The organism is Desulfitobacterium chlororespirans DSM 11544 (assembly GCF_900143285.1).
Taxonomy (GTDB): domain Bacteria; phylum Bacillota; class Desulfitobacteriia; order Desulfitobacteriales; family Desulfitobacteriaceae; genus Desulfitobacterium; species Desulfitobacterium chlororespirans.
This window is the reverse complement of the sequence record NZ_FRDN01000004.1, coordinates 345,136-370,850: the sequence shown is the minus strand read 5'-3', so window position 1 is coordinate 370,850 and position 25,715 is coordinate 345,136. Positions and strand designations below refer to the sequence as shown.

General features: G+C 46.4%; 21 protein-coding genes. All 21 read left to right on the top strand.

Going from position 1 to position 25,715, the window contains the following annotated elements:
• Nucleotides 1–22 precede the first annotated feature (22 nt).
• The 21 genes from BUA14_RS04570 to nrfD all read left to right on the top strand — a co-directional run bounded on the left by BUA14_RS04570 (nucleotide 23) and on the right by nrfD (nucleotide 25,618).
• A complete protein-coding gene (locus BUA14_RS04570) occupies nucleotides 23–361 on the top strand; it encodes a 4Fe-4S dicluster domain-containing protein (protein WP_072771487.1) in 339 nt (112 codons plus the stop codon).
• A 226-nt stretch (nucleotides 362–587) separates the two neighbouring features.
• The gene (locus tag BUA14_RS04565; protein ID WP_072771486.1) at nucleotides 588–1,427 is read left to right on the top strand and encodes a methyl-accepting chemotaxis protein; all 840 of its coding nucleotides are present in this window, start codon (nucleotides 588–590) and stop codon (nucleotides 1,425–1,427) included.
• A 228-nt stretch (nucleotides 1,428–1,655) separates the two neighbouring features.
• Nucleotides 1,656–2,465, top strand: coding sequence for a methyltetrahydrofolate cobalamin methyltransferase (locus BUA14_RS04560; protein WP_072771485.1), 810 nt, complete (start codon nucleotides 1,656–1,658; stop codon nucleotides 2,463–2,465).
• Between the two features lie 83 nt (nucleotides 2,466–2,548).
• The gene (locus BUA14_RS04555; RefSeq protein ID WP_072771484.1) at nucleotides 2,549–3,181 is read left to right on the top strand and encodes a corrinoid protein; all 633 of its coding nucleotides are present in this window, start codon (nucleotides 2,549–2,551) and stop codon (nucleotides 3,179–3,181) included.
• Nucleotides 3,182–3,232: 51 nt separating this feature from the next.
• Nucleotides 3,233–4,210, top strand: a complete 978-nt coding sequence (locus BUA14_RS04550) for a uroporphyrinogen decarboxylase family protein (RefSeq protein ID WP_072771483.1) — start codon at nucleotides 3,233–3,235, stop codon at nucleotides 4,208–4,210.
• Between the two features lie 349 nt (nucleotides 4,211–4,559).
• Nucleotides 4,560–6,611: a sigma-54-dependent Fis family transcriptional regulator gene (locus BUA14_RS04545; protein ID WP_072771482.1), complete on the top strand. Its 2,052-nt coding sequence runs from the start codon at nucleotides 4,560–4,562 to the stop codon at nucleotides 6,609–6,611.
• Between the two features lie 600 nt (nucleotides 6,612–7,211).
• A complete protein-coding gene (locus BUA14_RS04540) occupies nucleotides 7,212–8,384 on the top strand; it encodes a heterodisulfide reductase-related iron-sulfur binding cluster (protein WP_072771730.1) in 1,173 nt (390 codons plus the stop codon).
• Nucleotides 8,385–8,540: 156 nt separating this feature from the next.
• Nucleotides 8,541–9,674: a (Fe-S)-binding protein gene (locus BUA14_RS04535; protein ID WP_084078422.1), complete on the top strand. Its 1,134-nt coding sequence runs from the start codon at nucleotides 8,541–8,543 to the stop codon at nucleotides 9,672–9,674.
• Nucleotides 9,675–9,740: 66 nt separating this feature from the next.
• Nucleotides 9,741–10,700: a DUF169 domain-containing protein gene (locus BUA14_RS04530; protein WP_072771480.1), complete on the top strand. Its 960-nt coding sequence runs from the start codon at nucleotides 9,741–9,743 to the stop codon at nucleotides 10,698–10,700.
• 21 nt (nucleotides 10,701–10,721) lie between these two features.
• Complete coding sequence (locus tag BUA14_RS04525; protein ID WP_072771479.1) at nucleotides 10,722–11,507, top strand: MBL fold metallo-hydrolase; 786 nt, start codon at nucleotides 10,722–10,724, stop codon at nucleotides 11,505–11,507.
• A gap of 109 nt (nucleotides 11,508–11,616) precedes the next feature.
• The gene (locus BUA14_RS04520) at nucleotides 11,617–13,701 is read left to right on the top strand and encodes a sigma-54 interaction domain-containing protein (RefSeq protein ID WP_072771478.1); all 2,085 of its coding nucleotides are present in this window, start codon (nucleotides 11,617–11,619) and stop codon (nucleotides 13,699–13,701) included.
• A gap of 199 nt (nucleotides 13,702–13,900) precedes the next feature.
• Nucleotides 13,901–14,800, top strand: coding sequence for a nucleoside hydrolase (locus tag BUA14_RS04515; RefSeq protein WP_072771477.1), 900 nt, complete (start codon nucleotides 13,901–13,903; stop codon nucleotides 14,798–14,800).
• 706 nt (nucleotides 14,801–15,506) lie between these two features.
• Entirely contained in the window at nucleotides 15,507–17,741 is a 2,235-nt protein-coding gene (locus tag BUA14_RS04500) for a molybdopterin-dependent oxidoreductase (RefSeq protein WP_072771474.1), read from the top strand.
• Nucleotides 17,742–17,769: 28 nt separating this feature from the next.
• The gene (locus tag BUA14_RS04495) at nucleotides 17,770–18,105 is read left to right on the top strand and encodes an oxidoreductase (protein ID WP_072771473.1); all 336 of its coding nucleotides are present in this window, start codon (nucleotides 17,770–17,772) and stop codon (nucleotides 18,103–18,105) included.
• 62 nt (nucleotides 18,106–18,167) lie between these two features.
• The gene (locus BUA14_RS04490; RefSeq protein ID WP_072771472.1) at nucleotides 18,168–18,392 is read left to right on the top strand and encodes a hypothetical protein; all 225 of its coding nucleotides are present in this window, start codon (nucleotides 18,168–18,170) and stop codon (nucleotides 18,390–18,392) included.
• Between the two features lie 154 nt (nucleotides 18,393–18,546).
• Nucleotides 18,547–19,812 (top strand): MFS transporter, encoded by a 1,266-nt coding sequence (locus BUA14_RS04485; RefSeq protein ID WP_072771471.1) that lies wholly within the window; start codon nucleotides 18,547–18,549, stop codon nucleotides 19,810–19,812.
• Nucleotides 19,813–19,853: 41 nt separating this feature from the next.
• Nucleotides 19,854–20,030: a hypothetical protein gene (locus BUA14_RS27810; RefSeq protein WP_178371628.1), complete on the top strand. Its 177-nt coding sequence runs from the start codon at nucleotides 19,854–19,856 to the stop codon at nucleotides 20,028–20,030.
• A 253-nt stretch (nucleotides 20,031–20,283) separates the two neighbouring features.
• Nucleotides 20,284–21,648 carry an MFS transporter gene (locus tag BUA14_RS04480; protein ID WP_072771470.1) on the top strand — a complete coding sequence of 455 codons (1,365 nt, stop codon included), beginning with the start codon at nucleotides 20,284–20,286 and terminating at the stop codon, nucleotides 21,646–21,648.
• A gap of 238 nt (nucleotides 21,649–21,886) precedes the next feature.
• A complete protein-coding gene (locus tag BUA14_RS04475) occupies nucleotides 21,887–24,130 on the top strand; it encodes a molybdopterin-dependent oxidoreductase (protein ID WP_072771469.1) in 2,244 nt (747 codons plus the stop codon).
• Between the two features lies 1 nt (nucleotide 24,131).
• Nucleotides 24,132–24,680: a 4Fe-4S dicluster domain-containing protein gene (locus BUA14_RS04470; protein ID WP_072771468.1), complete on the top strand. Its 549-nt coding sequence runs from the start codon at nucleotides 24,132–24,134 to the stop codon at nucleotides 24,678–24,680.
• Between the two features lie 14 nt (nucleotides 24,681–24,694).
• Nucleotides 24,695–25,618: an NrfD/PsrC family molybdoenzyme membrane anchor subunit gene (nrfD, locus tag BUA14_RS04465; protein WP_242954547.1), complete on the top strand. Its 924-nt coding sequence runs from the start codon at nucleotides 24,695–24,697 to the stop codon at nucleotides 25,616–25,618.
• The last annotated feature ends 97 nt before the right edge of the window (nucleotides 25,619–25,715 follow it).

Here is a 25,715-nt window from a genome sequence, read left to right as displayed (position 1 = left end):
CGAATGAAAGGGGATTGAACCCATGACTAAAGGACTTTTAATTGATTACAAATATTGCACCGGATGTCACACTTGTGAAATCGCTTGTCGTCAGGAGCACGAATTCGAGCCAACCAAAGACGGCATAAAATTAAATAGCATCGGACCGACACCTTTGCCCTTTGGACGATACCAATATGATTATTTTCCCTCACCAACTGATTATTGCGATAGTTGCGGGAACCGGACTTCTAAAGGAAAGAAACCCTCTTGTGTCCAACACTGTCAGGCTGGGTGTATTGAATATGGGGATGTTCAGGATTTGGCACCCAGAATCACGCATGAAAAAATGGTTCTTTTTACTTTAAACAAAACGTTATAGCGGGCTTAACATCATAGTTACAGGTGAATACCTGTCTTCAAGGTTTAAAAGAATGATTCGATAAACGAATATGAAGAAAAGTGCGTTTCCTGAGCAAGGAAGCGCACTTGTAATTGGTGTGCCACCCATGAAATGAAAAACTAAACCTCGAACATGTCGATAAAAAATTGCAAAAATTGATTCGGTTAGGAAAGGTCTAAACAGTTTATACGGAGGAGGATTTATCATGTCAGATCAAAATTGTGATATTTTAGAATGTATCACAAGAGCCGCTCCGTTTTATCAGAAGGTTATACCGCTCGATAGTGTGATTCTTGTCTGTGACACGAAATCAATCACTGCTTTAGCAATGGGGGATAAAATGAGGGCCACTGGCTTATCAGTTGGTCAATCGATTGAAGTTCTGGATGGTGTTTCTGGAGTAGTTCGGACAGGTCAACCACTCTTAGGAGAAATCGTTAACGAGACCGATACTTTCGGCTTTCCATTCAAGGTTTGTACCATACCTATAGCTGGAGATAGGGGTCAGACCGTCGGAGCTATATCGTTTACTTCGAGTATGGAAAACCAGTCTGCACTTTATGACGTAGCTCAGTCGTTGTCGGCCGTATCTCAGGAAATTTCAGCGACAAGTGAGGAGTTGGCCAATTCAGCCCAGGGGTTAGCCCATGAAATCATTAGCATTAAAGCGATGTCTGAAAAAATTGTGGAGCAAATCAAAAAAACTGACGAAGTCCTTAAATTCATCAAGGATGTGGCAGCCAACTCCAACCTTCTCGGGCTTAATGCAGCGATTGAGGCAGCCAGAGCAGGCGAACAAGGCCGGGGCTTTGCCGTTGTTGCTGAGGAAATCCGAAAAATGGCGACAAACAGCAGCTCGTCGATCAACGATATCAACGGTATCATTATGACTATTCAAAATGACTTTAGGGAGTTAATCAACCGTGTTAACCAAGTATCCGAATTGGGAGAAAGTCAAGCTGCTGCATCGGAGCAGATCACTGCGTCAATGTCGGAAATGGTTGCGTCTACCGACAAAGTTATGCGGGTTGCTGAAATTGTTTAAATCTCAGTTGTCATAAAGGCGAAGACCTACTTAACAACAAAGGTGTGCGGCTTGAATCACCATATAATTTAGGCAAGAACTAAAAGTGTTAAATATGGTAACCAATTTGGAAATTTTGATGGTTCTATTGGATGAAACCCGGCAAAACTAAGAGCTTTCGTCATTGGTACAAATATTGCAATATAAGGGACATGTATAAATTTTATTCTAAAGATAAGGAGATTGTTCATGATCATCATTGGTGAAAAAATCAACGGTGCGATCCCTTCCGTAGCGAGAGCCATCGCTGAAAAGGATGCCGGCTTTATCCGCAATCTTGCTAAAATTCAGTCCGATGCCGGCGCGGATTTCATTGATGTCTGTGCATCTACAGACGTCAGCATCGAACTCGAAACCTTGAAATGGCTGATCGATCTGGTACAGGAGGTGACCGACACCCCGATTTGTATTGACAGCCCCCATGCCCAGACCTGTGTCGCAGCCATTGAGTTCTGCAAACGGCCGGGACTCATTAACTCCGTATCCGGCGAAGGTGACAAGATCGATGCCGTGTTTCCAGTAATTGCCGATACCAAATGGCAATGTGCTGCTCTTTTGTGTGATGACAGCGGAATTTCCAAGACAGCTGAGAAACGCCTCGAAGTATTCACGAACATTATGAAAAGAGCCAAAGAATTTGGTATTGCTCCGTCCCGCCTGCACATTGACCCGCTCGTCGAAATGCTCTGCACCTCGGAAGACGGCATCAATATGATCGCGGACGTGATCAGAGAGATTAAGAGACAGTATCCGGCCATCCACATCACCGGCGGATTCAGCAATATTTCGTTTAACCTGCCGGCCAGAAAACTCGTGAACCAGGCCTTCTGTGTTCTGGCGATAAACGCCGGTATGGACAGCGGTATTCTCGATCCGACCAACCAGGATTTGGTCGGGATGATCTACGCCGCGGAAGCCCTTCTGGGCCAGGATGAATACTGCATGGAATACATCGGCGCCTTCAGAGAAGGAAAATTTGGTCAGAAAAATAGCGCTTAAATTTGTTCCTGTATAGGTGTTCTATTCATAAAGTGTTGTTTGATTCATTAAATAAATTAAACATTATAAGGAGGATCTTTTAAATGGCTAAAATTCAAGAAGTTAAAGCAGCGGTAGAGGCAGGAAAAACAAAACTGGTAGTTGGTTTGGTTCAGGAAGCTCTGGCTGAAGGAAGTGCAGCCCAAGACATTCTGCAGGAAATGGTAGACTCCATGGGCGTTATTGGCGACAAATTCTCCACAGGCGATATCTTTGTACCGGAAATGCTGATGGCTGCCAAAGCAATGGCAAAGGGTGTGGATGTTCTGAAACCGCTCTTGGCCGGTGACAGCTCCAATTCCTTAGGTACCTGCGTTATCGGGACCGTCGCAGGCGACCTGCATGACATCGGTAAAAACCTCGTTTCCATGATGATCGAAAGTGCCGGGTTTACCATAATTGACCTCGGCGTAGACGTACCTACGACCAAATGGATTGATGCGATCAAAGAAAATCAAAACGTCACATTAGTAGCCTGTTCAGGACTTTTGACCACCACCATGCCGGCACTGAAAGAAGCTGTTCAGTCAATCAAAGGCAGCGGAGTGACCGGGGTGAAAGTTATCGTCGGTGGAGCGCCCGTTACCCAGGCATACGCCAATGAAATCGGTGCCGACGGATTTGCTCCGGATGCCGGAAGCGCTGCTGTCAAAGCGGTTGAATTGGTCAAAGCTTAGTAAAATGATGAATTTAGCTAGTTATTTAAAATATAAGGAGGGCAAATTCTCATGTTAACAAAGAGACAAAATTTATTGGAAACTATTAAAGGCGGGAACCCGGATCGTTTCGTCAATCAATATGAGTTTTTGAATTTGATTATGGAAGCACCCTTAGGACTTGAGATGTATTACGGTAAGACTTGGAAAGATATTTGGGGTATTACATGGAATTGGCCGGAAGATCAAATCGGCTGGTTCCCTGTCCATGGTGAGGAACACACGGTTTTGAAGGATATCACCCAGTGGAAGGAACAAGTGAAAATACCTCCGATTGAGACTTCCGATGAAGCATGGGCTCCGGCTATTGCTCATGCCAATTCCGTTGACCGTAACGAGGAGTTTGTAGCAGGATTTTTTGTACCAGGCCTCTTTGAAATGACGCACCTCCTGATGGGTATGGAAAATGCTTTAACAGCCTTTTATGAAGAACCGGAAGCTATGCATGAATTAATTGAAGCCCTTACTCAGCGTGAACTGGAATGTGCCAAAGTGATCTGTGAGAAAATTCATGTGGATGCTATGTTTCATCATGATGACTGGGGCAGCCAAATAAACTCCTTCCTTTCTCCTGAAATGTTTAAAGAGTTCTTCGTGCCTTATTACAAAAGAATATATGCTTGCTATAAAGCCAATGGTGTCGAATTAATCGTTCATCACAGCGATTGTTATGCCGCTAACCTGGTCCCCTTTATGATCGAAATGGGAATCGATATCTGGCAGGGCGTTATGAATACGAATAACATCCCTGAGCTAATCAAGCAATATGGAGGACAAATCTCCTTCATGGGAGGACTCCACAGTGGTTTGGTTGATTTTCCGGCTTGGACGCCAGAAAATTGTGCCAAGCATGTGGAAGAGGCTTGCAAAGCAAATGGTAAGAAATACTTCATCCCATGTCTGACCTCGGGTCAGCCATTAAGTGCTTTCCCAGGTGCCTATGATGAAGTAAGTAAACAGATCGACAGAATGAGCAAGCAAATGTTCTAAATAGTTAATCAGTTCCTTTTAAGCACCTTTAAAGGCACCTTTTGGAATTACTTCATCCATACAGAAAGTCGTATCTTCATCCGAATTACTGTATAATTATGCTGAGGCGGAATAAGACGTGTAATATAAAAGAAAATAAAACTTAATGGATGAATTTATTTTATCTTTATATAATATCGATTTGAGATTCTATAATATCCGTTTAGCAGGTCATATAATCTGATAAACGGATATTTGTTATTATGCTATTTACTGAAGCTTAAAAAAATCAAACAGATATACCATTAGCAATGGTATAATTACACTTAATAATACTATGAAAAAAGCTAATGCTGGGAGGTCTTTGGATATGAACTTTACTAATACTCAGATTGAATTAAGTAATCCTTCTGATTTCGATTGTCTTTTCCAGTCGTTTAATATAGATAGTGAGTTATGGGACAATATCCTGGAATTGAAAACTGAATTTATCAATAAGAATAGCGACTTAAGGCGTTCAACCATTATCCCCCGCGAAATCGCCGAATCCTGGCTCAGATCAAAAAATAATAAAATTGATCCCTATACCAAATTGATTGGGAAAAAATTAACTAAGAATGAATTTGAGAATAGAATCCAGAGAAGAAAACTGCTGGTTAGTACAGCTTCCTCCTATATTAAAAAATTCATACCGATTTTAACTGCCTCGAATTATTTGATGAGTTTAACAGATGAAAATGGCGTAGTTTTGTTGAGCGAAGGGTCAACAGAAATAGCATCTGGACAACATAATATAGATATTGCCACAGATTTAAGCGAAGAGCTGGTAGGGACGACGGCTCATTCTTTAAGTATTCGTTATCGCAAGCCTATACAGATCATTGGTCCCTATAACTATTGCAATGTTTTTCAGGATGATATCAGTTCAGCAACTCCGATCATGGACGAAAAGAATAATGTCATTGGGGCTCTTTTAGTTGTACAAATGTCGGCCAAGAAAGAATCGCAAGACCTTCAGGGCCATTCACTCGGGTGGGTAATCTCCATGGGATATGCGATAGAAAACTTGATGAGGGTAAAAGAGCGCAATATCAGTCTCAAGATAATGAATGGAACGCTCGAAACAACCTTGTCTCTTTTTGATGAAGGGATCATTACGATCGACCAAGACGGGTTCGTCAATCATATCAATAAAGACGGCGCAGTAATACTGGGCACGTCTGTCGATGAAGTACAAAACAAGCATTATACGCAGCTAATGAAGCAAGAGCAGGTCAGACTCATTACAGATGTGTTGTCTGGCGGTACTTCGGTACAAGATTATGAAACAACGTTAGGAACTCCTCACACAGAAATCCAATACCTGATGAATGTAAAGCCGGTACTCGATAGCCGGGGAGAAAGCCCTAAAGGAGCGGTCATACGTTTAATTCGTACCGAAAAGGTGGACAAACTGGTTATTAATCGAAGTGGCGCCAAGGCAGCATACCATTTTAACGACATTATTGGGGAAAGCACTGCGGTTAAGAATACTGTCAATATTGGAAAAAATATTGCCGGAAAAGCGGTTAACGTCCTATTAATCGGGGAAAGCGGGACTGGCAAAGAATTATTTGCTCAGGCTATTCACAATGAGTTTAAATCAGAGGGCCCCTTTGTAGCTATAAATTGTGCCTCAATGCCGAGAAATTTAATCGAAAGTGAATTATTTGGATACGAGGGCGGGGCGTTTACAGGGGCTGAACGAAAAGGCCGTCCCGGGAAAATCGAACTGGCCAATGGCGGAACACTTTTTTTAGATGAAATCGGCGACATGCCTTTGGAAATTCAGCCGGTCTTTCTGAGAATCCTTGAAGATAAGAGAGTAATGCGTTTAGGTGGCAGCAGGTATATACCTGTTGATTTCCGCATTGTTGCAGCAACCAATAAAGACCTTTATCAAATGGTTCACGAAAAAACATTCAGAGAAGATCTATATTTCAGATTATCGGTATTTAAAATTCGTATCCCTCCGCTTAGAGATCGCGGAGGTGATGTCTTGTTACTTGCGCAATATTTTGTGAATGAAATATCAAAGAAGTTTAATTGCAAGCCGCCCAAACTAAGTGCTGAGGTAGTGAGGAAAATCCAGGAATACAACTGGCCGGGGAATGTCAGGCAATTACAGAATGCCATGGTCTATGCGGTAAATATGGCTCAAAACGGGTTGATCAAGTTAGAACATTTGCCGGAAGAGATGATGAAGCATCCTCCCATAGTGAGCAGCCCGACGAAGTCGTTGTCATTGAAAGAGATGGAAAAGGCTGCAATTCTCGAAGCTATGAGAGTTACCGGAAATAATACAATTGAGGCATCAAGGCTGTTAGGATTGGGACGGACAACCCTATACAGAAAGCTAAAAGAATATGGTCTTGAAAACTGACTTCTTGCATTGCATTACAAGCGCTCCGAGAACGAGTGCAACGCCAAGCAAAAACCATTCCGCTCATTATACCAAAACTTTTGCGAAAAGCACTGCCGTAGATTTGATTAAAAGCTGTTTGACCACGCCAAAATACCCACCAACGAGGCCGTTTTGAACCTCCATTAATATCAGTTTCTACCAATTGAAACATATGCAAAAATTGTGCCACCAAGCAAAATACCCTTTAAAATCGGGATATTTTGCTTTTAAAGGATAACAAACTGCTCCATTTCAGTAACCAAATCGAAAATAGCTCCGCTATGAGAAATCAATAAAATTATTATTTTTGGACAAAGGGATTGCCTCTGTAGAAAAGGTTCTATAAGAGGCCGTCTCTTATATTTAGAAAATAAGTTCATCGCCCCTAAGCTCCTCTCGAATAATAGTATACTGATGCTGTTTTTTTTCAAATTGGGAATCAAGATGTCAAAATGAGAAATTTGTACTGTTGAGGAAGTCTTGGTTTGTGGACGGCTGAAAGCCGCCATAAGGCGAATCCACTGGTGTTGTAAACCTTGTGATACCTTCGGGAAATTCAAAATCGAATTGGTACAATTTTTGCATGTAAATATAAACAGCAATAGCTTTAAGTTGAACAAAATTAATGAGGTGAACTCATTGAATCAGGAAAAGGGCTGGGCAAAAAGGATTGCCGCAGAGTGCCTTGACTGCGGCCGGTGTGCGGAAAGCTGCCGCATCTTAACAGAACTTAATGAGTCTCCGGGGCAGATCGCCAGGAGAGGTATAGAGATGGATGAAGCGTATGGGTGCGCCCTTTGCGGGAAATGCGAGGCCATGTGTCCCCTGGGCTTGAGCCCTTGGCGAATGTTTGAGCAGCGCAGGGTGGAGGCGGTGAAGCAGGGGGAAATAACTATTGAGGAATACCAATATTTATTTCCCGACCGACCCGACACGGTCATGAGCATGTTCAGGGAGTATTACGGGATCGATTATTCTGAACTGAACACGTCCTTGCCGGCCCAGACAGGATTTTTACCGGGGTGTACCATGCTGACCTATTCTCCGGAGTTGACGAAAAGGGTCTATGCAGCATTGGCCAAAAAGTATGAAACTGTCTTGTTTCTTGATCATTGCTGCGGTATCCCCATGTATCATATCGGGCTTCCGGAAAGAGGGGACAAAATCAAAGGAGAATTAAGGGAAAAAGCGCGTCACTTGGGGGTAAAGCGCCTGATTACAGCCTGCCCTAACTGTTATTATCAATTTAAGAAGGAAGCGGCCTTTCAGGATGTTGAAATTATCACGGTTTATGAAGCCTTGGCGGATGAGTTTATAGCTAACCAAGGCTCGGAAGTTTATGCCATTCATGATTCATGCCCGGATCGTTTTGAGGGTATCTTCGGCAGTCAGGTCAGAGAAGCCCTGGACCGGGGAAATTATCGGAGAACAGAGATGAAGCACCATGGTAAAAACTCGGTTTGCTGCGGCAGCAGTGGACAACTTGGTCATTTCCGACCGGAATGGGCCGCGGAGCATGAAGTGCAGAACCTGGAGGAAGCCGGTAAGGCCGGAGCGGATACTTTATTAGCCTACTGCCATGCTTGTGTGTTGAATTTCGGCAATATTGCCGATCATAAAAGCAAAGTACGCCATGCGCTTAATACCTTGCTGGGTTTTGAAGAAAATTATGATGAAGTCAAAGGAAAGGCCGCCGCAATGTTTGAAGGAGAGGAGGGATATGAACGTTATCTTAAGCTCTTTCAAGATTAGCACTCTGTAACACCTGATTCCTTTAAGTGTTACAGAGTACTCGTCACGCTTTGATAGGGAAATCAGTTAGCTAAATAGAGGGCTCCTCGTGAAAGAAATGACATGAAAATGCTGAAACAACCCCGATTTAGGCTGAGGAAAGAAGAGGAGAGAAACATGAATCATGCTGAAGAAACTTTGGCTGCCTGTCAAGAAATCATGGATAACTGCGTGGATTGTGGCCAGTGTAGATCAGAGTGCCAACTCTTGCAGAGAATTGATGAAAGCTTAGTAAGCCTTGCCGCGCGTCAGCCGACTGTATCAGAAGCCTATAATTGCTCCCTTTGCGGGCTGTGTGAAAGTGTCTGTCCAGCGGGCTTAAGCCCTAAGTATATGTTTGCAGCAATACGCGAGCAATCTGTAGCAAAAGGAGAAATAGAGATTGAGGACTTCCGGTATATGTTTCCGGATCGGCCTTTAAACGTTATGAAACTGATCCGTGAAGTCAATGGCATCGGGTATGGCGAACTGAACCCGGACCGGGAGTGTGATACAGCCTTTTTTGCGGGATGCAGCATGCTCACTTACGATCCGCACTTGGTTCATGTCTTATTTAAAACTCTTCAACAAAAGGGTAAGAATATTTCGCTTTTAACCGATTGCTGTGGCTTACCTCTGTATCAGCTGGGTTTAAAGGAGAGAGAAGCCCGCTTCAGCCAAGGATTAAAGGATAAGCTCCTCAGACTTAAGGTAAAGAAACTTATTTTTGCCTGTCCTAATTGCTACTATCAGCTGCAACCCATGGCACTGGAAATGGGCATTGCCATCCAGACAATTTATGAGGCTCTGGAGGATTCGGAATTAGTGAATGCTCCACTGGAGGAACAACGCCGGAAAGTTGTTACAGTCCACGATTCATGCCCGGACCGGCCGGCCGGTAAATTCGCCGGCCAGGCCAGAAAAGCCTTGGCCCGCAAGGGCTACGCATTGGTTGAAATGGAGCATCACCGTGACAGAGCCTTGTGCTGCGGAAGCGGCGGGCAAGTATCCCATTTTGACCCGGAGCTGGCCCAAAGTCTGGTGCAGGCCCGGCTACAAGAAGCTGAAGCATCTGAGGCAGAACTTCTTACGGCTTATTGCTTAGGGTGTGTCCTCAATCTAAGCAAGAATCAGAACCAGATCCCGGTCCAACATGTTTTAAACCTGCTTCTGGAGTTTGAGCAGGATTTTGCCGGTTTAAAGAAAAAGGCTCAATCCCTGCTTGAAGGGCCTGAGGGGGAAAAATTATGGGAAAGAGTTATGGCAGATTGACAGTTATAGTTTAAACAAGATGAAAAACATAGGGCCTTCTAAACTATACTAAAGGAGATATTCGTAATGAACTGTAAAGAATTAAGCAAGATTTTCAAAGAGACCCTTTCCCTGCGCTGGGACCCGGTGGCGGTGAGAATGATGAGACCCGGAGAGGAAAAGCCGGCCCAAGGGGTCGAACCTACCGTGCCCTTACGCCATTGCCAATCCATCATTACCGCACGCCGGGGCAACTGTCTCTATATGCCCCCCCGCAGCCACGCCTGTCCTGACGGAACCGGGGTTCTGGGCTTGGTGGAGATGTCTCCCAAACTGAGATCAGGGGATCTTTATCTGCTCTTTAAAAAGATGCCCAATATCGAAACCGCCCGCCAAATGATCAGCTCCCGTCCTGAATTTAAAGCGGGAAGCTATGAGGCCACCCTCCTGGCTCCTTTAGAGAAAGCAGCCTTCGAACCTGATGTGGTGGTGTTTACTCTGTGGCCGGAGCAGGCTATGTGGCTTTGCTGTGCCCAAACCTACGCCACCGGGGAGCGTCAGGATTTTAAAACCTCAGGGTTTAATTCGGCCTGCGCCGATCTGATTGTGCAGACCATGACCTCGGGGGAAATGAATATCTCTTTTGGCTGTTATGGCGCACGGGCTTCCAGTGAGATTGATGATTTCGAACTGTATCTTTCCATCCCCACAGCCTTGCTTGAGCCTATAGCTCAAGCTTTGCTGAAGTTATCCCAAAAGAGTATTCCGGAGGAGAGAAAGAAAATCTACCTCCACCCCGTTATGGATAAAGTGGGTTCCCGAAGAGCTCAGTCTCAGGGGGAAGGGGCACGGGTTGAGCTTTTTGTGGATACCAAACGATGTATGGGGGATGGGCTCTGTGTGGATTTCTGCCCTTCGGGAGTCCTGGCCATGGTGGAGGCAGGAGACCGGAAGGTCGCCCAAGCCCTGCATCCCGATGCCTGCAGTGCCTGTTATACCTGTGTGGGGCAGTGCCCGCAGCAAGCGATTCAGCTTTCCTATAGTTAAGGAGTTAAGGAGGGATAGGGAATGGGAGTCAAGTTTACATTAATGGGAACCACTGCCGGACTCGGTGTTCCGGCTTTTCATTGTAACTGTATAGCCTGCCGGGAAGCCCGGGCTGACCCTTTCTGGGCCAGAACCCGCAGTGGGGCGGTTGTGGAGACGGGAAAGGAGAACATTCTAATAGACGCCTCCCCTGATTTAAGCAAGCAGTTGCTCAGGGAACGGATTCAATCGGTAGATTATCTGTTCATCACCCATTGGCATTATGATCATTTCGGTGGTATCGGGGATCTGGAATACTATGTCAAGCTGGACCGGAAGCGGCCGGTTGCCCTGTTTTTACCGCCAAGTGCTGTAGATGCCTTTGCTAAGGCCTATCCCTTTTTAGAAGAGGTCTTTGTGATCGAACCCTGGGAATTCGGCAAAAGCTACGCTTTTGAAGGCGTAGAACTGACTATTTTACCGGCCAAGCACAGTATCGAGACCGGAGGCATCCTCCTGGCGGGAGAAAAAAGAGCGGCCTATTTTACAGATACGGCCGGACTGCCTGCCCCAACCGCCCGGCAGATTCAAGGTGTCGATACCCTGATCTGTGACGCCACCTTTAACGGCGCCAACTGGTTTCCCCATAGCCATATGAATTGGCAAGAAGCTATTGCCTTAGGGGAGAGTGTCCGGGCCCAACATACGGTATTAACCCATCTGGCCATGCATTACAGTACCCCGATCACAGCGGCTCAGCTTCAGGAGAAATTAAAGGATTATGCTCAGGTGTCCCTGGCCTATGATGGTATGGTTCTGACCCTCTGAGCGGTTAAATTAACAAAGTTTAAGGTCAAAGAGGATTTACTTTGTACATTGTCGAACTATCGTTATGACCTAACCCCGTAACGTTATTATTTACTAGGAGTGATCGCCAATGGTAAGTAACCGAGGTTCGGACTCCCTGACAAATAAACAGCGTTCAGCATTGATTACCCAGGAACGGATTGACAATATATTAAGGTGGAAGGAGAAATTCCTTAACGAACCCCATAGCGTAGATCCTCGTGAATGTGACGACATAAGCAATGAGGTGGCGGAATCCTGGCTAAGGTCAAGAGACAGGGGAATCGATCCCTATAACTCCATGAGCAAACCCTATCCCAACTCCACAGAGCACGCTGAAAAAATTGAAAAAAACCGTCCATTAATCGAAATCACCAAACCTCTGATGGACAAATTCAGAGATATGGCAGTGTTGCCAAGTGGGTTTATTCTATACTTATGCGATTATACAGGCGCATTTTTACTTCAAGCCGGGGATATGGTGAGAGTCCCCACGGAAGGGGTGGCCTGGAATGAAAGCACCATCGGCACCTGTGCTCATACCATATGTATGGAGTTGAAAAAACCGATCCAAATATTAGGTCCGGAACATTACTGTGTGGGGCTGCATAATATTGTCGGTTCAGCGGCGCCGATTATGGATGAATCAAGAAAAGTTATTGCTTCAATCATCCTGGGTCAACCGATTGAGTGTCGATCGGAAGGAGAGTATTTTAATAATTTTCTCTCCCACACCCTGGGGCTGATTACGGCCTTGGCCAAAGCGATTGAGACCCAGTTGAAGCTGAATCAAACCAATGAATTGCTGAAAGAGAGCAACAGTAATCTTATTAAGGTGATTCATGAGCTGAACACGGCCATGGATACCTTAGAGACGACACTGGAAGTCATGGACGAAGGGATTATCACCCTTGATCCAACGGGAACAATTCTTAATATGAACCGGGAGGCAACCCGAATTTTTAAAATGAGGTCCGAGGAAAAACCTCATAAAAACATCAATGAATTTTTGCATAGCCAATCTCAGGTTACAGCCCTGGTCACGGCCGGGAAAAGCGTGGACATAGAAGAAAGTATCGTCATCGGCAATGATGAGCAGCCTTATATGATCAATATTCGACCGGTGCTGAACAAAAAGACCCAGCAGATCGAAGCCGCCGTGTTGCGGCTTAATCATGTGGATAAAGTCAATGCCCAAGCAGCGAACCGTACGGGTTCCATTGCGACCTATAGCTTTGAAAGCATCATCGGGGAATCTGAAGAAATAAAGAAAGCCATCTCCATTGCCAGACGTTTTGCAACCTCAGCGGAAAATGTCCTGCTCATGGGTGAAAGCGGGACAGGAAAGGAGCTTTTTGCCCAAGCGATCCATAATCATTCCTGCCCCCAGGGACCTTTTATGGCGGTCAACTGTGCGGCCATGCCCCGAGAATTGATTGAGAGCGAGCTTTTTGGCTATGAAGGCGGAAGTTTTACCGGGGCTGAACGTACCGGAAGACCAGGCAAAATTGAATTGGCCCATGGCGGAACCCTTTTTCTCGATGAAATTGGGGACATGCCCCTTGAGCTGCAGGCCGTTTTGCTGAGAGCTTTGGAAGATAAGCAGATCATGCGGATCGGCGGCCGGCGCTACAAAAAAGTAGACTTCAGACTGATTGCCGCCACCAATAAAAACTTATTCAAAATGGTTAAGGAAAGACAATATCGGGAGGATTTATATTTCCGGCTGTCTGTATTGACCATAAATATTCCTTCCTTAAGGAATAGAAAGAATGATATTGATGTGCTGAGTCAGTTTTTTATCAAAAATTACTGTCAAAAACAGGGGTGGAAGACCCCTAAGGTTACTAAAGCGGCGCTCAGGAAAATTCAGGAATACGAATGGCCGGGAAATGTCAGACAGCTGCAAAATGCCCTGATTTATGCCGTCAACTCGGCCCACAATGATGTGATCGATATGGATAGCCTCCCCCAGTATATCCTGCTGGACTCCAGTCCATTTCATGATGAACCTAATTTCACAACTGATTCCTTATCTCTGGAACACTTGGAAAAGAATGCGATAAAAACCGCTTTGCTGCATGCTAAAAATTCCATACCGGATGCCGCCAAACTATTGGGGATTAGCCGTTCAACCTTATATAGAAAATTAAAAGATTATGGTTTTGAATACTGAAGACCTAAGAACCCTTTGCTGAAGGCAGAGGGTTTTTCATATTGAAAATTATTTCTAAAAATACTACATATTTGGGACAAAAATTTAAGAGGATTAGTCTGCAGACCTGATAGGGAGCGGGTTTGTTGGTTTGGCACGGATTTTGCATATAAATTATGCCAGAGGTGTTAGAAGCAATAACTTGCGGAGGGATATGAAAATGAAGATAATCTATGATTGTGATAACACTATGGGTGTTCCAGGGTGCGATATAGTCGATGGCCTGTCTTTACTCTATTTATTGGGTAAAGAGGAGCTTGACATCTGCGCAATTACCACGACCTATGGCAACAGCAAAGTCGATACCGTTTATCGCAATACGGTGAATATGCTCAGTGAGATCGGCCGCAGGGATATTCCTGTGTTCAAAGGGTGTACTAATCGTTATGGGCTGGAAAGTGAGGCAACCGACTATTTGATAAAGATGGTGAACGATCACCCTGGTGAAATCTCCATTTTAGCAACAGGAGCTCTGACCAATCTCTATGCAGCCTATATTAAGGATCAGGATTTTTTCAGGAAATTAGATCGGTTGGTGGTCATGGGCGGGGTAACCCATGACTTGATACTGGACGGGAAAGTATTTGACGAGTGGAATTTTTCAGTTGACCCGGCAGCCACCCATTGGGTTTTAAAGGAAGGCAAAGATCTTTTCGTCATCACACGGGATATGGGCCTTAATGTTTCTGTGTCTACTGCCGATTTTATCCATAGACTCACTAAGAATCGAAGTTCAATCGGCCGCTATATGGTAGAACGCTCCATTTCATGGCTGGAATACACGATGCTGCATCTAAAAAGCAATGATTTTTATCTGGGGGATCTTGTGGCTGCGGTCTATCTTGTCAATCCGCAGTTTTTTGAAGATCAGCAGCAAATCATTTCTTTAAATACCAAAACGATCAGCAAAGGCTTGTTATGCCCCACGGATAACAGACAGGAAGGGCAAACGATTAATTTGCCAACACTTCGCGATAGTGATGGTTTTATGGAGGATATCTATACTACCTGGCTGAAGGTAGACTGCGGTTTTGTAAAGCAAATAGGAGGAGGTTGGTAACATGTGCTGGTCGTGCAATCCATTCTGCGGGAATTGTAAACCACCCAAACCCCGCCCTAAAATGTGTCCAAAATGCAAAACCCTCAACTTTGATGATCCCGATGAAGCTGTAAAATGCAAGAAATGCGGAGAAGAGTTAGCCAAGCGTCCGCCTCGTCCTGTGGTGCATTGTCTTTTTGCCGGTATAAGCTGTGCTAACCCCTGCAATAAATATAAGACGGCGCCGGAGGATGGGATAGTAAGGCCTTGTAAATATAATCCCCAATAAAACTTCACCCCGAAATTCCACTCTCTATGAGGAACTAGAGTTGACCCCCTGCTCACAGGAAGACGAGCAAGGGGGTTTTGTTATTAGAAGAGGATACGAAAATGACACAAAAATCACAAAAAAGGACGCTGTGGGAAAAGGCGGCTCTGAAGCCATTTGTGAAGTCCCATACAATGCGGAACATCTCAAATTAAGATCAAACACAATCCGGAAAGAAGGGCAAATAAGGGCGGAACCCAGGCCTAATGCGGGTTGTAGCATGATCTGTCAAGTTGGCACGCTTATTGCATTAAACAGTGGCGTACAAGTTAATACATTAAACCGGGTTAAAGCCTTTCCCTTGGTCAACAAGGGTGATCCGGATGTAAGGGGGGGTGTCCATTAAATTCAGATAAATCATAGGGTATACCTGAAATTAGGAAAGGATGAGCGAACAAAATGGAAAAACAATGGAAAAAATCCCTGGATGACGGTTCGTATACCGTAAGAACATGTGGCTGGTCACCGCCGGGAGATCACCCCGTAGGCTGCGGCATGATTCTGACGGTCAAAGAAGGCAGACTCATCAAAGTAGAAGGAGATCCTGAACATCCCATCACCAATGGCAGATTGTGCGTCAGATGTCTGACTCTCCCGGAATATACTCATCATCCCCAACGGGTTATCTATCCGATGAAACGCCTTGGTGCCAAAGGAGAAAACAAATGGCAACGGATTTCCTGGGATGAAGCATGGGATACCATCGTCGATAAAATCAATTACTTTAAAGAAAACCATGGTGCAGAATCCATCGTCGTCTTTGGCGGAACGGGCCGTGAAGCCTGTCTGTACTATTACCCCCTTGGCTTTGCTTCCATCGGCACACCTAACGTCTGCTACCCGCAAAGCGGTTGGTCCTGCTACGGCCCACGCTGTGCTATTACCGACTATATTCTGGGTGCAGGCTATCCTGAAATCGACTTTGCGGGTCACTTTGAAGACCGCTATAACCATCCGGGCTGGAAGGCTCCTGAATACCTGATGTTATGGGGTAAGGAACCCTTAAAGTCCAATCCTGACGGTTTCTTCGGCCACTCCGTCATTGACATGATGAAGCTGGGAACCAAGATCATCATGGTCGATCCAAGGATCAACTGGCTGGCTACCAGAGCTGAGCATGTCCTCCAACTCAGACCCGGCTCAGATACGGCTCTTGCTTTAGGACTACTCCATGTCATCATCAAAGAAGATCTTTATGATCATGATTTCGTGGAAAACTGGTGCTATGGCTGGGATGAATTCGTAGAGCGGGTTATGGAATACCCGCCTGAGAAAGTTTCTGAAATCACCTGGGTTCCTGCTGAAAAGATTTATGAAGTTGCCCGTGTCTTTGCCAAAGCTAAACCGGCCAGCCTTGGCTGGGGCTTAGCTGTCGACCAGAATCCCAATGGGGTTCAACTGGGTCATGCCTTACTGGCTATGATTGCGATCACCGGTAACCTTGATGTTCCCGGTGGGGTTACCATCGGACCACCTGCCTCCCTGATGGGCAAATGGCGTGTTGAATCACGCTCAAATCTCTCCGAAGAACTTTGGAACAAGAGAATTGGTGCCGAGCAATGGCCGGCAGTGAGTACCGCTTTAGCGACAACTCACCCCGATGAAACCTTGAATACTTTGGAAACAGGCAAACCTTACAAATTGAGAATGGGCTGGTTCAACAGCAGCAACTTCATCACCCCCACCAACTCAGCTCAACCGGATCGTTGGTATCGGGCCCTGCAGTCCTTGGAGTTCAGTGTTGTCCAGGATACTTTCATGACACCTACGGCGATGGCTTTTGCCGACATTTTCTTACCGCTGCCCACCTTTGCCGAGCATGATGGCGTCGTGCTGACTCACTATGGACGCAATGCCGTATTTGCAGGCGCTATGAACAAAGCCTTAACAGTGGGTGAAACAAAATCTGACCTCGAAGTCTGCTTCGAGCTTGGTAAGAGGCTCAATCCCAAAGCCTGGCCCTGGGACAATGTTTCCGATTTCTTCACTGAGCAGCTCAAGCCTGATACAGGGTTCGGCTTTGAAGAATTACGTGAAAAAGGTCTCTATCAGCCCGGCTATACCTATAAAAAACATGAAAAAGGTCTCTTAAGATTCGATGGCGAGCCTGGCTTTAATACGGTTACCGGGATGGTTGAACTATGCTCCACCCTCTTTGAATCCTGGGGCGATGATGCTCTGCCTTATCATGAAGAGCCGCCTTACAGCCCTTACAGCACACCGGAGCTTGCTAAAGAATACCCCTTAACCTTAACCACCGGCGCTAGAAAATATACCTCTTTCCATTCAGAACACAGACAGCTCAAAACCTTACGGGAAATTGATCCTAACCCGGAAATGGAAATCCATCCGGAAACCGCAGCCGGCTTAGGCATCATCGAAGGGGACTGGGTTGTCATCGAAAACATGTTTGGCAAGGCCAGGATGGTTGCTCATCTGACTGAAGCGATTCATCCTAAAGTTGTCCATGCCACTCACGGCTGGTGGTTCCCGGAAAAAGAAGCTGCAGAACCTTCCCTCTTTGGCGTTTGGGAATCCAATATCAATACCTTGATGCCCCACCAGCATAATGGAAAACTCGGTTTCGGCGATACCTTCAAGAGCATTCTCTGCAAGGTTTATAGAGAAGCTTAAGATGAACTGAAGAAAGGAGGAACTTAAAATGGCTCAATATGGATTATTGATCGATTATGAATATTGTACAGGCTGTCACTCCTGTGAAGTTGCTTGTAAAAATGAAAAGAACCTTCCCATCGGCAAATGGGGGATCAAACTTACCGAGGTCGGTCCCTGGAAAGTTGATTCTGAAAAATGGGAATGGAACTATGTTCCTGTTCCGACCAACTTCTGCGATGTGTGTGAAGAGCGCATTAAAGATGGGAAAAAGCCTTCCTGTGTCCTGCATTGCCTAGGTCAGGCTATGGAATATGGCCCCGTAGAAGAACTGGCGAAAAAGATGGCTGAAAAAGGCAAAAAAGTAGTCATGTTTCTTCCTTAAGGCTGCTCGGCAAGGGGATTGGAAAATAAGCTCGAATGTTTAGTTGAACGGAGGTTAAGGCCATGACCAAACAAGAATTTTTGGCTCTCGACGGCAAAGCACAACTCAAGTATCTCAATGAAGAAGCTGCCAAAGGTCTAAGTTTCAATGAAATCTCCGCAGAACTTAAGATGACGAAAAAAGAATTTGAGAAATTTGGACTCTATTATGTCAAAGATAAATTCATGCTCAAGCCGATGAGGGGCTATCAAACAACCGTACGCAGCGGCAACGAAGAAAAAAGTTAATTAAATCCACCGGCACTATTGCCTTGAGTGTACTTGAAGTTATCATCCATATAACTACATCATAGCAAATTGGATTACTTGACTTCAATGTATCATCATGCAATAGTGCTGTATCTATTTTTGCCAATGAATAAGCGTAATGGAGGAATGTAGATTGACTCAGTCAAAAAGTTCATTACACTATGGCTGGTTTGTTGTTTTTGGAGGGTTTTTAACCCAGATTATTCTCATGTGCGGCGTCCAATTTGTCCCTATTCTGATGGCACCGATTAAACAGTCCCTGGAATTATCGAATACATCGGCAGGCACCATCGTATCCGTCTTTGGTCTTTGCTATGCCGGATGCTCCTTTATCTGGGGATATCTGGCTGACCGGGTAGGGGCAAGGACAGCTGTATCTCTGGCCGGCCTGGTCTTAGGTATTGCCGTCATGCTCTTTGGACTGCTTGCCGACAGCTTCCTCAAAGCAGTGATTATCATCGCGCTGGTCGGTTTCGGGGCGGCCGGTGTCTACAGTGCTACGATTCCCAAATTGATTGGAGCCTGGTTCCATCCCAGCAAACGGGGCAGAGCCATGAGCACCATTACGGCAGGCGGTGTGCTGACGGGGGCAACCTTCGGAATTGTGCTGCCCCAATTGGCTAAGGCCTATGGCTGGCAAACAGCCGCTGTCATTTTAGGAGTGCTGGCCATTATTTGTACTGTTGTAATCTATTCAGTCGTCAGAAATAAGCCCTCCGAAAAAGGTTTGATTCCGGTGGGAACCCCCGCCGATCAGGTTGTGAAGGCTGCTCCGGCCATAAAAGATGCCAGCTTCAAAGATGTTCTTAAAATGAAAGTTACCTGGCATGTGTCCAGTATGTTCATTTTTTGGCAGGTTGCCTATATGACAGCCACAGCTTTCGTTGCCGTATCTTTTGTCAATGCTGGTTTTACTGCTGTCCAAGGTGGTTTAGCTGTAACGATTTATAACTTATGCCAGCTGATCGGGCAACAAATATGGGGACCCCTGTCCGATCGCTTGGAACGGAAAACTGTGATCAGCATTGCGGGCATCTGGTGGACCGTAGCAACCTTTGGTTACATGTTTGTTTATGGCAGTACCTTAAACACCATGTATATCCTCATCGGTGTGATGGGAGTAGGCATGGGCATGGTACCGGTCATCCTGGCCAGTTTCTCGGATTATTTTCCCACAGAAGTCGGCGGCTCCGGTGCAGGGGTTGTTTCCACCATGGGGCTGGTTGGCCGTTTCTTTGGCCCCATGATTGCAGGTTATGCAGCTGATGCTACAGGCAGCATCACGGGAGCCTTTGGCGTGGGAGCTGTAGCTATGCTGCTGGCAGTCTTGGTCGCCTTTTCACTGCCCTCATTGAAGAAACAGGCGGGGATATCCGTCGGTGGGGAAAGTGCCAAATGATATTCTGAATATCCAGTACAAAATTTAGGAGGTAGTTTACTATGTGTTTTAGACCGGCATCAGCATCAAGACCTATTGAGTGTCCCAATTGTGGAATGAAGGTTCCAGTGGTAGGCGGAGTTAAGCAAAAAAAATGCCCTAAATGCAAAGCCGATTTAACTCAGGTGGAAGCAAAACCTGAGGAAAAACCTGAGGGTGAAGCAGATACCGAGAAGTAAGAGAAGCCTATGCAAGGTAAACTGGTTGCAATCCTTGATTCACAAAGGTAGTATAGAGTACGGTGGTAACCGCTCTATACTGCCTTCTGAGGCTTGGCTTTAGTGAAAGTGGGTCTGGGTTGATGCTAATCTATGAAACACATCGGAAACACATCCGATCGCTAATGAATGTGAAAAATTTATCATGTGCTGAAGGACAAGCTTCGGCAGGTACAGGAACTAAGGCGCGATGTGAAGGGAGAATTTACTGAAAATGAAAAATTTCAGCATTTCCGAAGTCATGGATTCTTTTGGGGTCAATAAGTTTACATGGTCTATCTTCTTCTTCTTGGGATTGGCTATGGTCTTTGATGGTTATGACTATATGATCGTGTCCTACACTATGCCGCAGATTTCTGCGGAATGGGGATTAAGCGCTGTGGAAAAAGGCAGCTTATCTTCATGGAGCCTGTTTGGCTTAATTATTGGCGGTGCCATATCCGGTATTGTCTCAGATAAGATAGGGCGGAAAAGAACCTTAGTCTATGCCATTGCTATCTATTCCTTGCTGAACATTCCGATTTTCTTTGCACCAAGCTTTGGCTTCTATGCTTTATTCCGGGTGCTGGCCGGCCTTGGCTTGGGAGCCTGCATTCCAGTCGTCACAACGATCTTCTCTGAATCCACTCCTACGAACCGCCGCGCCCTTTTTATTACCTTTGGGATGGCCTGGATGATTGTCGGCTGGGTTTTAGCAGGCCTGGTCGCTACCTATCTGGTTCCCCGGGTAGGCTGGAGATGGTGCTATCTGGTAGGCGGTTTTCCCTTCATCTACTCCATCTTCCTGCACTTCAAAATGAAGGAGTCCGTCTATTGGTTAGCCAACAAAGGGAGAAAAGAAGATGCTGTCAAGAGACTTCAGGAAATTGAAAAGGTCGCCACGGGTAAAGTTACCCATTGGGACCCCAACGCCCTGGTGGTACCCCCTAAATCCAAAGTTGTCGGACCGAAGGCCCTTTTCTCCAAAACCTATCGCCTGACAACAGCAGGTGTTTGGATTACCTATTTCTGTGGTTGCTTTACGGTCTATGGTATCAATGCCTGGCTGCCCTCTTTAATGTTAGAAAAAGGTTTGCAGCTGTCTTCTGCCTATGGACTATCCATCGCACAAAATGCCGCTGCGGTCATTGCTAACTGTTCAACAGGTTTTGTGGCCGAAGTCATTGGCCGCAGAAAAAATCTGATCGGCAGTTATGGATTAGGAATTGTGGCAATTTTAATCATGGCCTTCGTGGGCAGTAGTTTTTGGGCTATCTTAGCGGCTAATATTTTCCTTGGCTTTGCGATTAACTACTCGATTACAGCAGTTCAACCGCTGATGGCGGAGGGATATCCCACAGATATCCGCAACACCGGGGTATCCTGGTGTCAAGCCTTTGGCCGGCTGGGCGGAGCCCTGGCGCCTATTGTCGCCGGTATAATTATCGGTTTAAATCTGGGTTACTCAAGCGCCTTTCTTTTCTATATCGTGCCCTTGATCTTCGGTTTACTGGCGGCCTTCCTGTTGATTAGAAATGAGACCAAAGGCAAGAGTATTGATCAAATTCAAGAAGAAAATGTTTTAAAGGCCGGCAGCTAAGCCGCCGGCTGTCTTTACAAACTGCTTCCAGCCGGAAGCAGTTTTCACTTGCAAGGAAAATTCCTAAAAAGAAACTGATTTTTTCAAAATGAAAGAGTGACCTAAGATACTACGAACTAAGGCCTTGATTTTAGGCCCTTTGTAGCGCTTGTAAGCTTGGCATGAAAATTGCATTGTATTTCAATAGGGGCCTTATTATTAAATTTACGATCGCATTACTGAACAATGGAGGGAAAAAATGAGCACGAAAATTGATTTGGAACAAGAAGGTGTGGAAGTCAAAAAAGCCTGCTGCTATTTCTGTCACCAGAACTGCGGCTGCTTGGTTTATGTCAAAGACGGCAAAATCCTTCATTTCGAAGGAGACACGGAGTACCCAACCAATACGGGTGGCTTGTGTTGCCGCGGCAATGTCAATCTCATCCATCTGGATCATGAAGCCAGGGTTAATTTCCCCTTGAAACGCAAGGGGGAACGGGGTTCAGGGGAATGGGAAAGAATCACCTGGGAGCAGGCTATCGATGAAATCGGCACCAGGCTGGCGGAAATTCGCCGGGACTATGGAGCAGAGGCTGTGGCCACAGCCGGTGGAACCTCCCGTACCGATGACTGGGCACGGCGGCGCTTTATGAATCTTTTCGGCAGCCCTAACGGTTTCCACAACTCACATCTGTGCTGGATTCCCACCTTTATGGTCGAAACAGCCGTTTATGGCTGGAGTCCCTTTGAAATTGACCTGGGAAGCAGCCGATGTATAGTTTTGTGGGGACAGAATCCCGGAGCCTCCACTTTGCCTGAAATGAGCGGTGTCAGCGGCCTTAAAGCCAACGGGCTGAAAATTATTGTGATCGATCCACGCTTTACGGAAACAGCCTCTAAAGCGGACCTCTGGATTCCCGTACGTCCCGGCTCAGACCTGGCTTTAGCTTTGGCCTGGATCAATGTCATTATCTATGAAGGTTTAGCTGATTATGATTTTGTCTATGAACATTGTGTGGGCTTTGACGAATTGACTGCTCATGTAGAAGAATTTACTCCTGAGTGGGCTGAACCTTTGACCGGAGTCAGCGCCGATCTTATCCGGGAAGGGGCGCGGATGTATGCCATGAACAAACCCGGCAATATCCAGTGGGGTACAGCTCTTGACCAAATCGGCAAACCTGCCGGTGCAACTCAGCATGCCCGGGCCATCTTAAGAGCCATTACCGGCAACCTGGACTGCCCCGGAGCCGATCTGCTGACCGGCCCCAGTCTCGAATTTGTGACTGACGAAGAAATGGAGCTCAATGAGTTCTTAACGGAAGAGCAACGGGCCAAGCAATTGGGCGCAGATAAATTCAAACTGGTGACCTGGCCCGGATACGGCCGCATCGCCGAAATAGCCAAAAAGTATTGGGGCAAGGCACCTACCGCAGAATGGATGTGCGAGGCCCATCCCCCTACAGTCTTTAACGCCATCCTGACCGGGGAACCTTATCCGGTGAAGGCCTTGCTGGTTTCGGCAACTAATCCGGTCAATTCCTACGGTGAAAGCCAAAAGGTCCTGGCAGCCTTGAAGGCGGTGGATTTTATGGTGACCTGCGACTATTGGTTAACCCCCACCGCCATGCTTTCCGATTATGTGCTGCCCATGGCGGGATCCTTTGAGCGGCCGACGATTACCTCCACTTATGGCTGTTCGGATTTCTTGATGTGTTCACAACGAGCCATTCAGCCCATGTATGAGCGGCACAGCGACTTTGAATTCTGGCGTGACCTGGGTATCCGCTTGGGGCAAAAAGAGCATTGGCCTTGGGAAACCCTTGAGGATGCTTATTTCTACCGGATTAAAGATCTGGGCTATGGTGTGGAGAGTTATGATGAATTCGTGGAATTTTACCGCTTCCACTTCCCGGAACGGGAGTATTTTAAATACAAAGAAAAAGGCGGATTCGGCACCCCCTCAGGTAAAGTGGAGATCTACTCCAGTGTGTTGGAGGAATTAGGGTATCCCCCCCTGCCACCCTATATAGCTCCCGTTGAAAATGAGGTGGATCATCCGGAACTTGCTAAAGAGTATCCCTTAGTCTTAACCACAGGGGCAGGCGTGATGCCTTTTCATCATTCGGAACACTTCAATATTAAGGAGCTGCGCTTTATTCGCCATGAACCCCATATGGAAATCAATCCTGATACTGCTGCCGAGTATGGCATCCAGGAAGGGGACTGGGTGTGGGTGGAGACCCGGCGGGGCCGCATTAAGCAAAAAGCCAGCTTAACCGAAGGCATCAGGCCCGGCACAGTCTTCACGGAACGGGGCTGGTGGTATCCGGAAAGAGATCTGCGCAATCCGGAATTGGGCGGTTGTCTGGAATCCAACACCAACGTTCTTACCAGTACGGCAGATGAAGATTGTGATCCCTTGAGCGGCAGCTGGGCCAACCGCGGTTTGTTGTGCAAGGTCTATAAGGTAGAAAGCTCAGACAGAAGGGAGGGCAAATAACATGGCACGTTATGCGATGGTTATCGATACCCGGAAATGTACGGGCTGTCAGTCCTGCACAGTGGCTTGCCGGGTCAATAACGAACTGCCCATCGATATGATTTATAATCCGGTCATGACCCATGGGCCGGTGGGAAAATTTCCTCACGTGAGGATGGTCCATATTCCCTCATTATGTATGCATTGTGGTAATTCTCCCTGTGTGGATGCCTGCCCCACCGGGGCATCCCAGCAGCGTGAAGACGGTATCGTCTGGGTGGAAGAAAACAAATGCGTCGGGTGCAAAGCCTGTGTTATGGCCTGCCCTTATGGTGCCCGTTTGTCCAATGCGCAAAAAGGAACCGTCCAGAAATGTGATTTTTGTAAAGATGACCGGGTTGCTCAAGGCAAAGTGCCCTGGTGTGTGCAAACCTGTCATCAAAAAGCCCGGATTTTTGGCGATATCGAGGATCAGGACAGCGAAGTCTTCAAACTGGTCAACAAAACCAAGACGGCTGGACGCTTGTTGGAAGAACTGGGGACTGAACCCTTTGTCTATTATCTGTATTGATGGGAGGGATAGAAATGAGCCAAAAACATGAAACATGGGGCTGGATGTTAGCCGTGGACTTCTTTTTTGCCGGCATGGGGGCTGCCATGCTGCTCTTTGCAGGGATCGCCGAATTATTCACAGGCAGCAATCTTTCTACTGTGGGAATTCTGGCCGGAGCAGTATTCATCGCTATGGGAGCCGGGTTGTTAGTCCTGGAATTAGGGAGACCGTTCCAGGCTTTACGGGTATTTATGAACCCTAAAGCCATCTTAACCTTTGGGGCATGGAATATGTCCATTGCTATTGTCGCCGGCCTTTTTCTGGGTACATCCTGGCTGGAGGTTTTCCCTTGGTTCGGCCTGGTCGGATTCCGTAAAATCCTGGCCATTGTATGTATTTTCACCGGTTTTGTAGTTGCTGCCTATCCGGGGGCACTCCTGGCACGGCACAAATCCCGTCCTTTCTGGAATGGGCCGGGCATGATGGTGCTCTTTTTAACCTCTTCCTTATTGACGGGCTTTGCAGCCTATGTGGTATGCGGTTGGATCAGTGAAGCAGCCCCTGTGGTTTATAGCGCTTTCCCGGCATTAGCGGCGGGGCTTTGTGCTTTCCAATTGGTCCTATGGATCGGCTATCTATGGATCAAGAGTTCGGGAACCACAGATCGCGAGTTGGCTGCTGTTAAGCGCTGGACCAGCGGGAACTTTGCCAATCCTTTCCGGGTCGGGTTTATGTTCCTGGGCACGGTGGTGCCTTTGGTGCTGTTCCTCATTCCTAATGAATTTTCCACAGGAGCGGCTGGGATCCTGGCAATCCTTGGCGGGGCAATCATGCGCAATCTGGTGGTCTATGCCGGCCAGGATCGCACCTGGCTGCCCGGTGAAGAAAAATATCGTTCAAGACTTCCCCATGGTGATGAAGCTTTCTTACAAAAGGTTTGGACAAAACAGATTTAAAGGGCGGTTGTACTTGTTTCCGCAGCAGATAACTGCTGCGGAAACATCGTTCCCATGCAGAGGCAACTTTAACAGCTTAAGTGATGAAAATAACTTG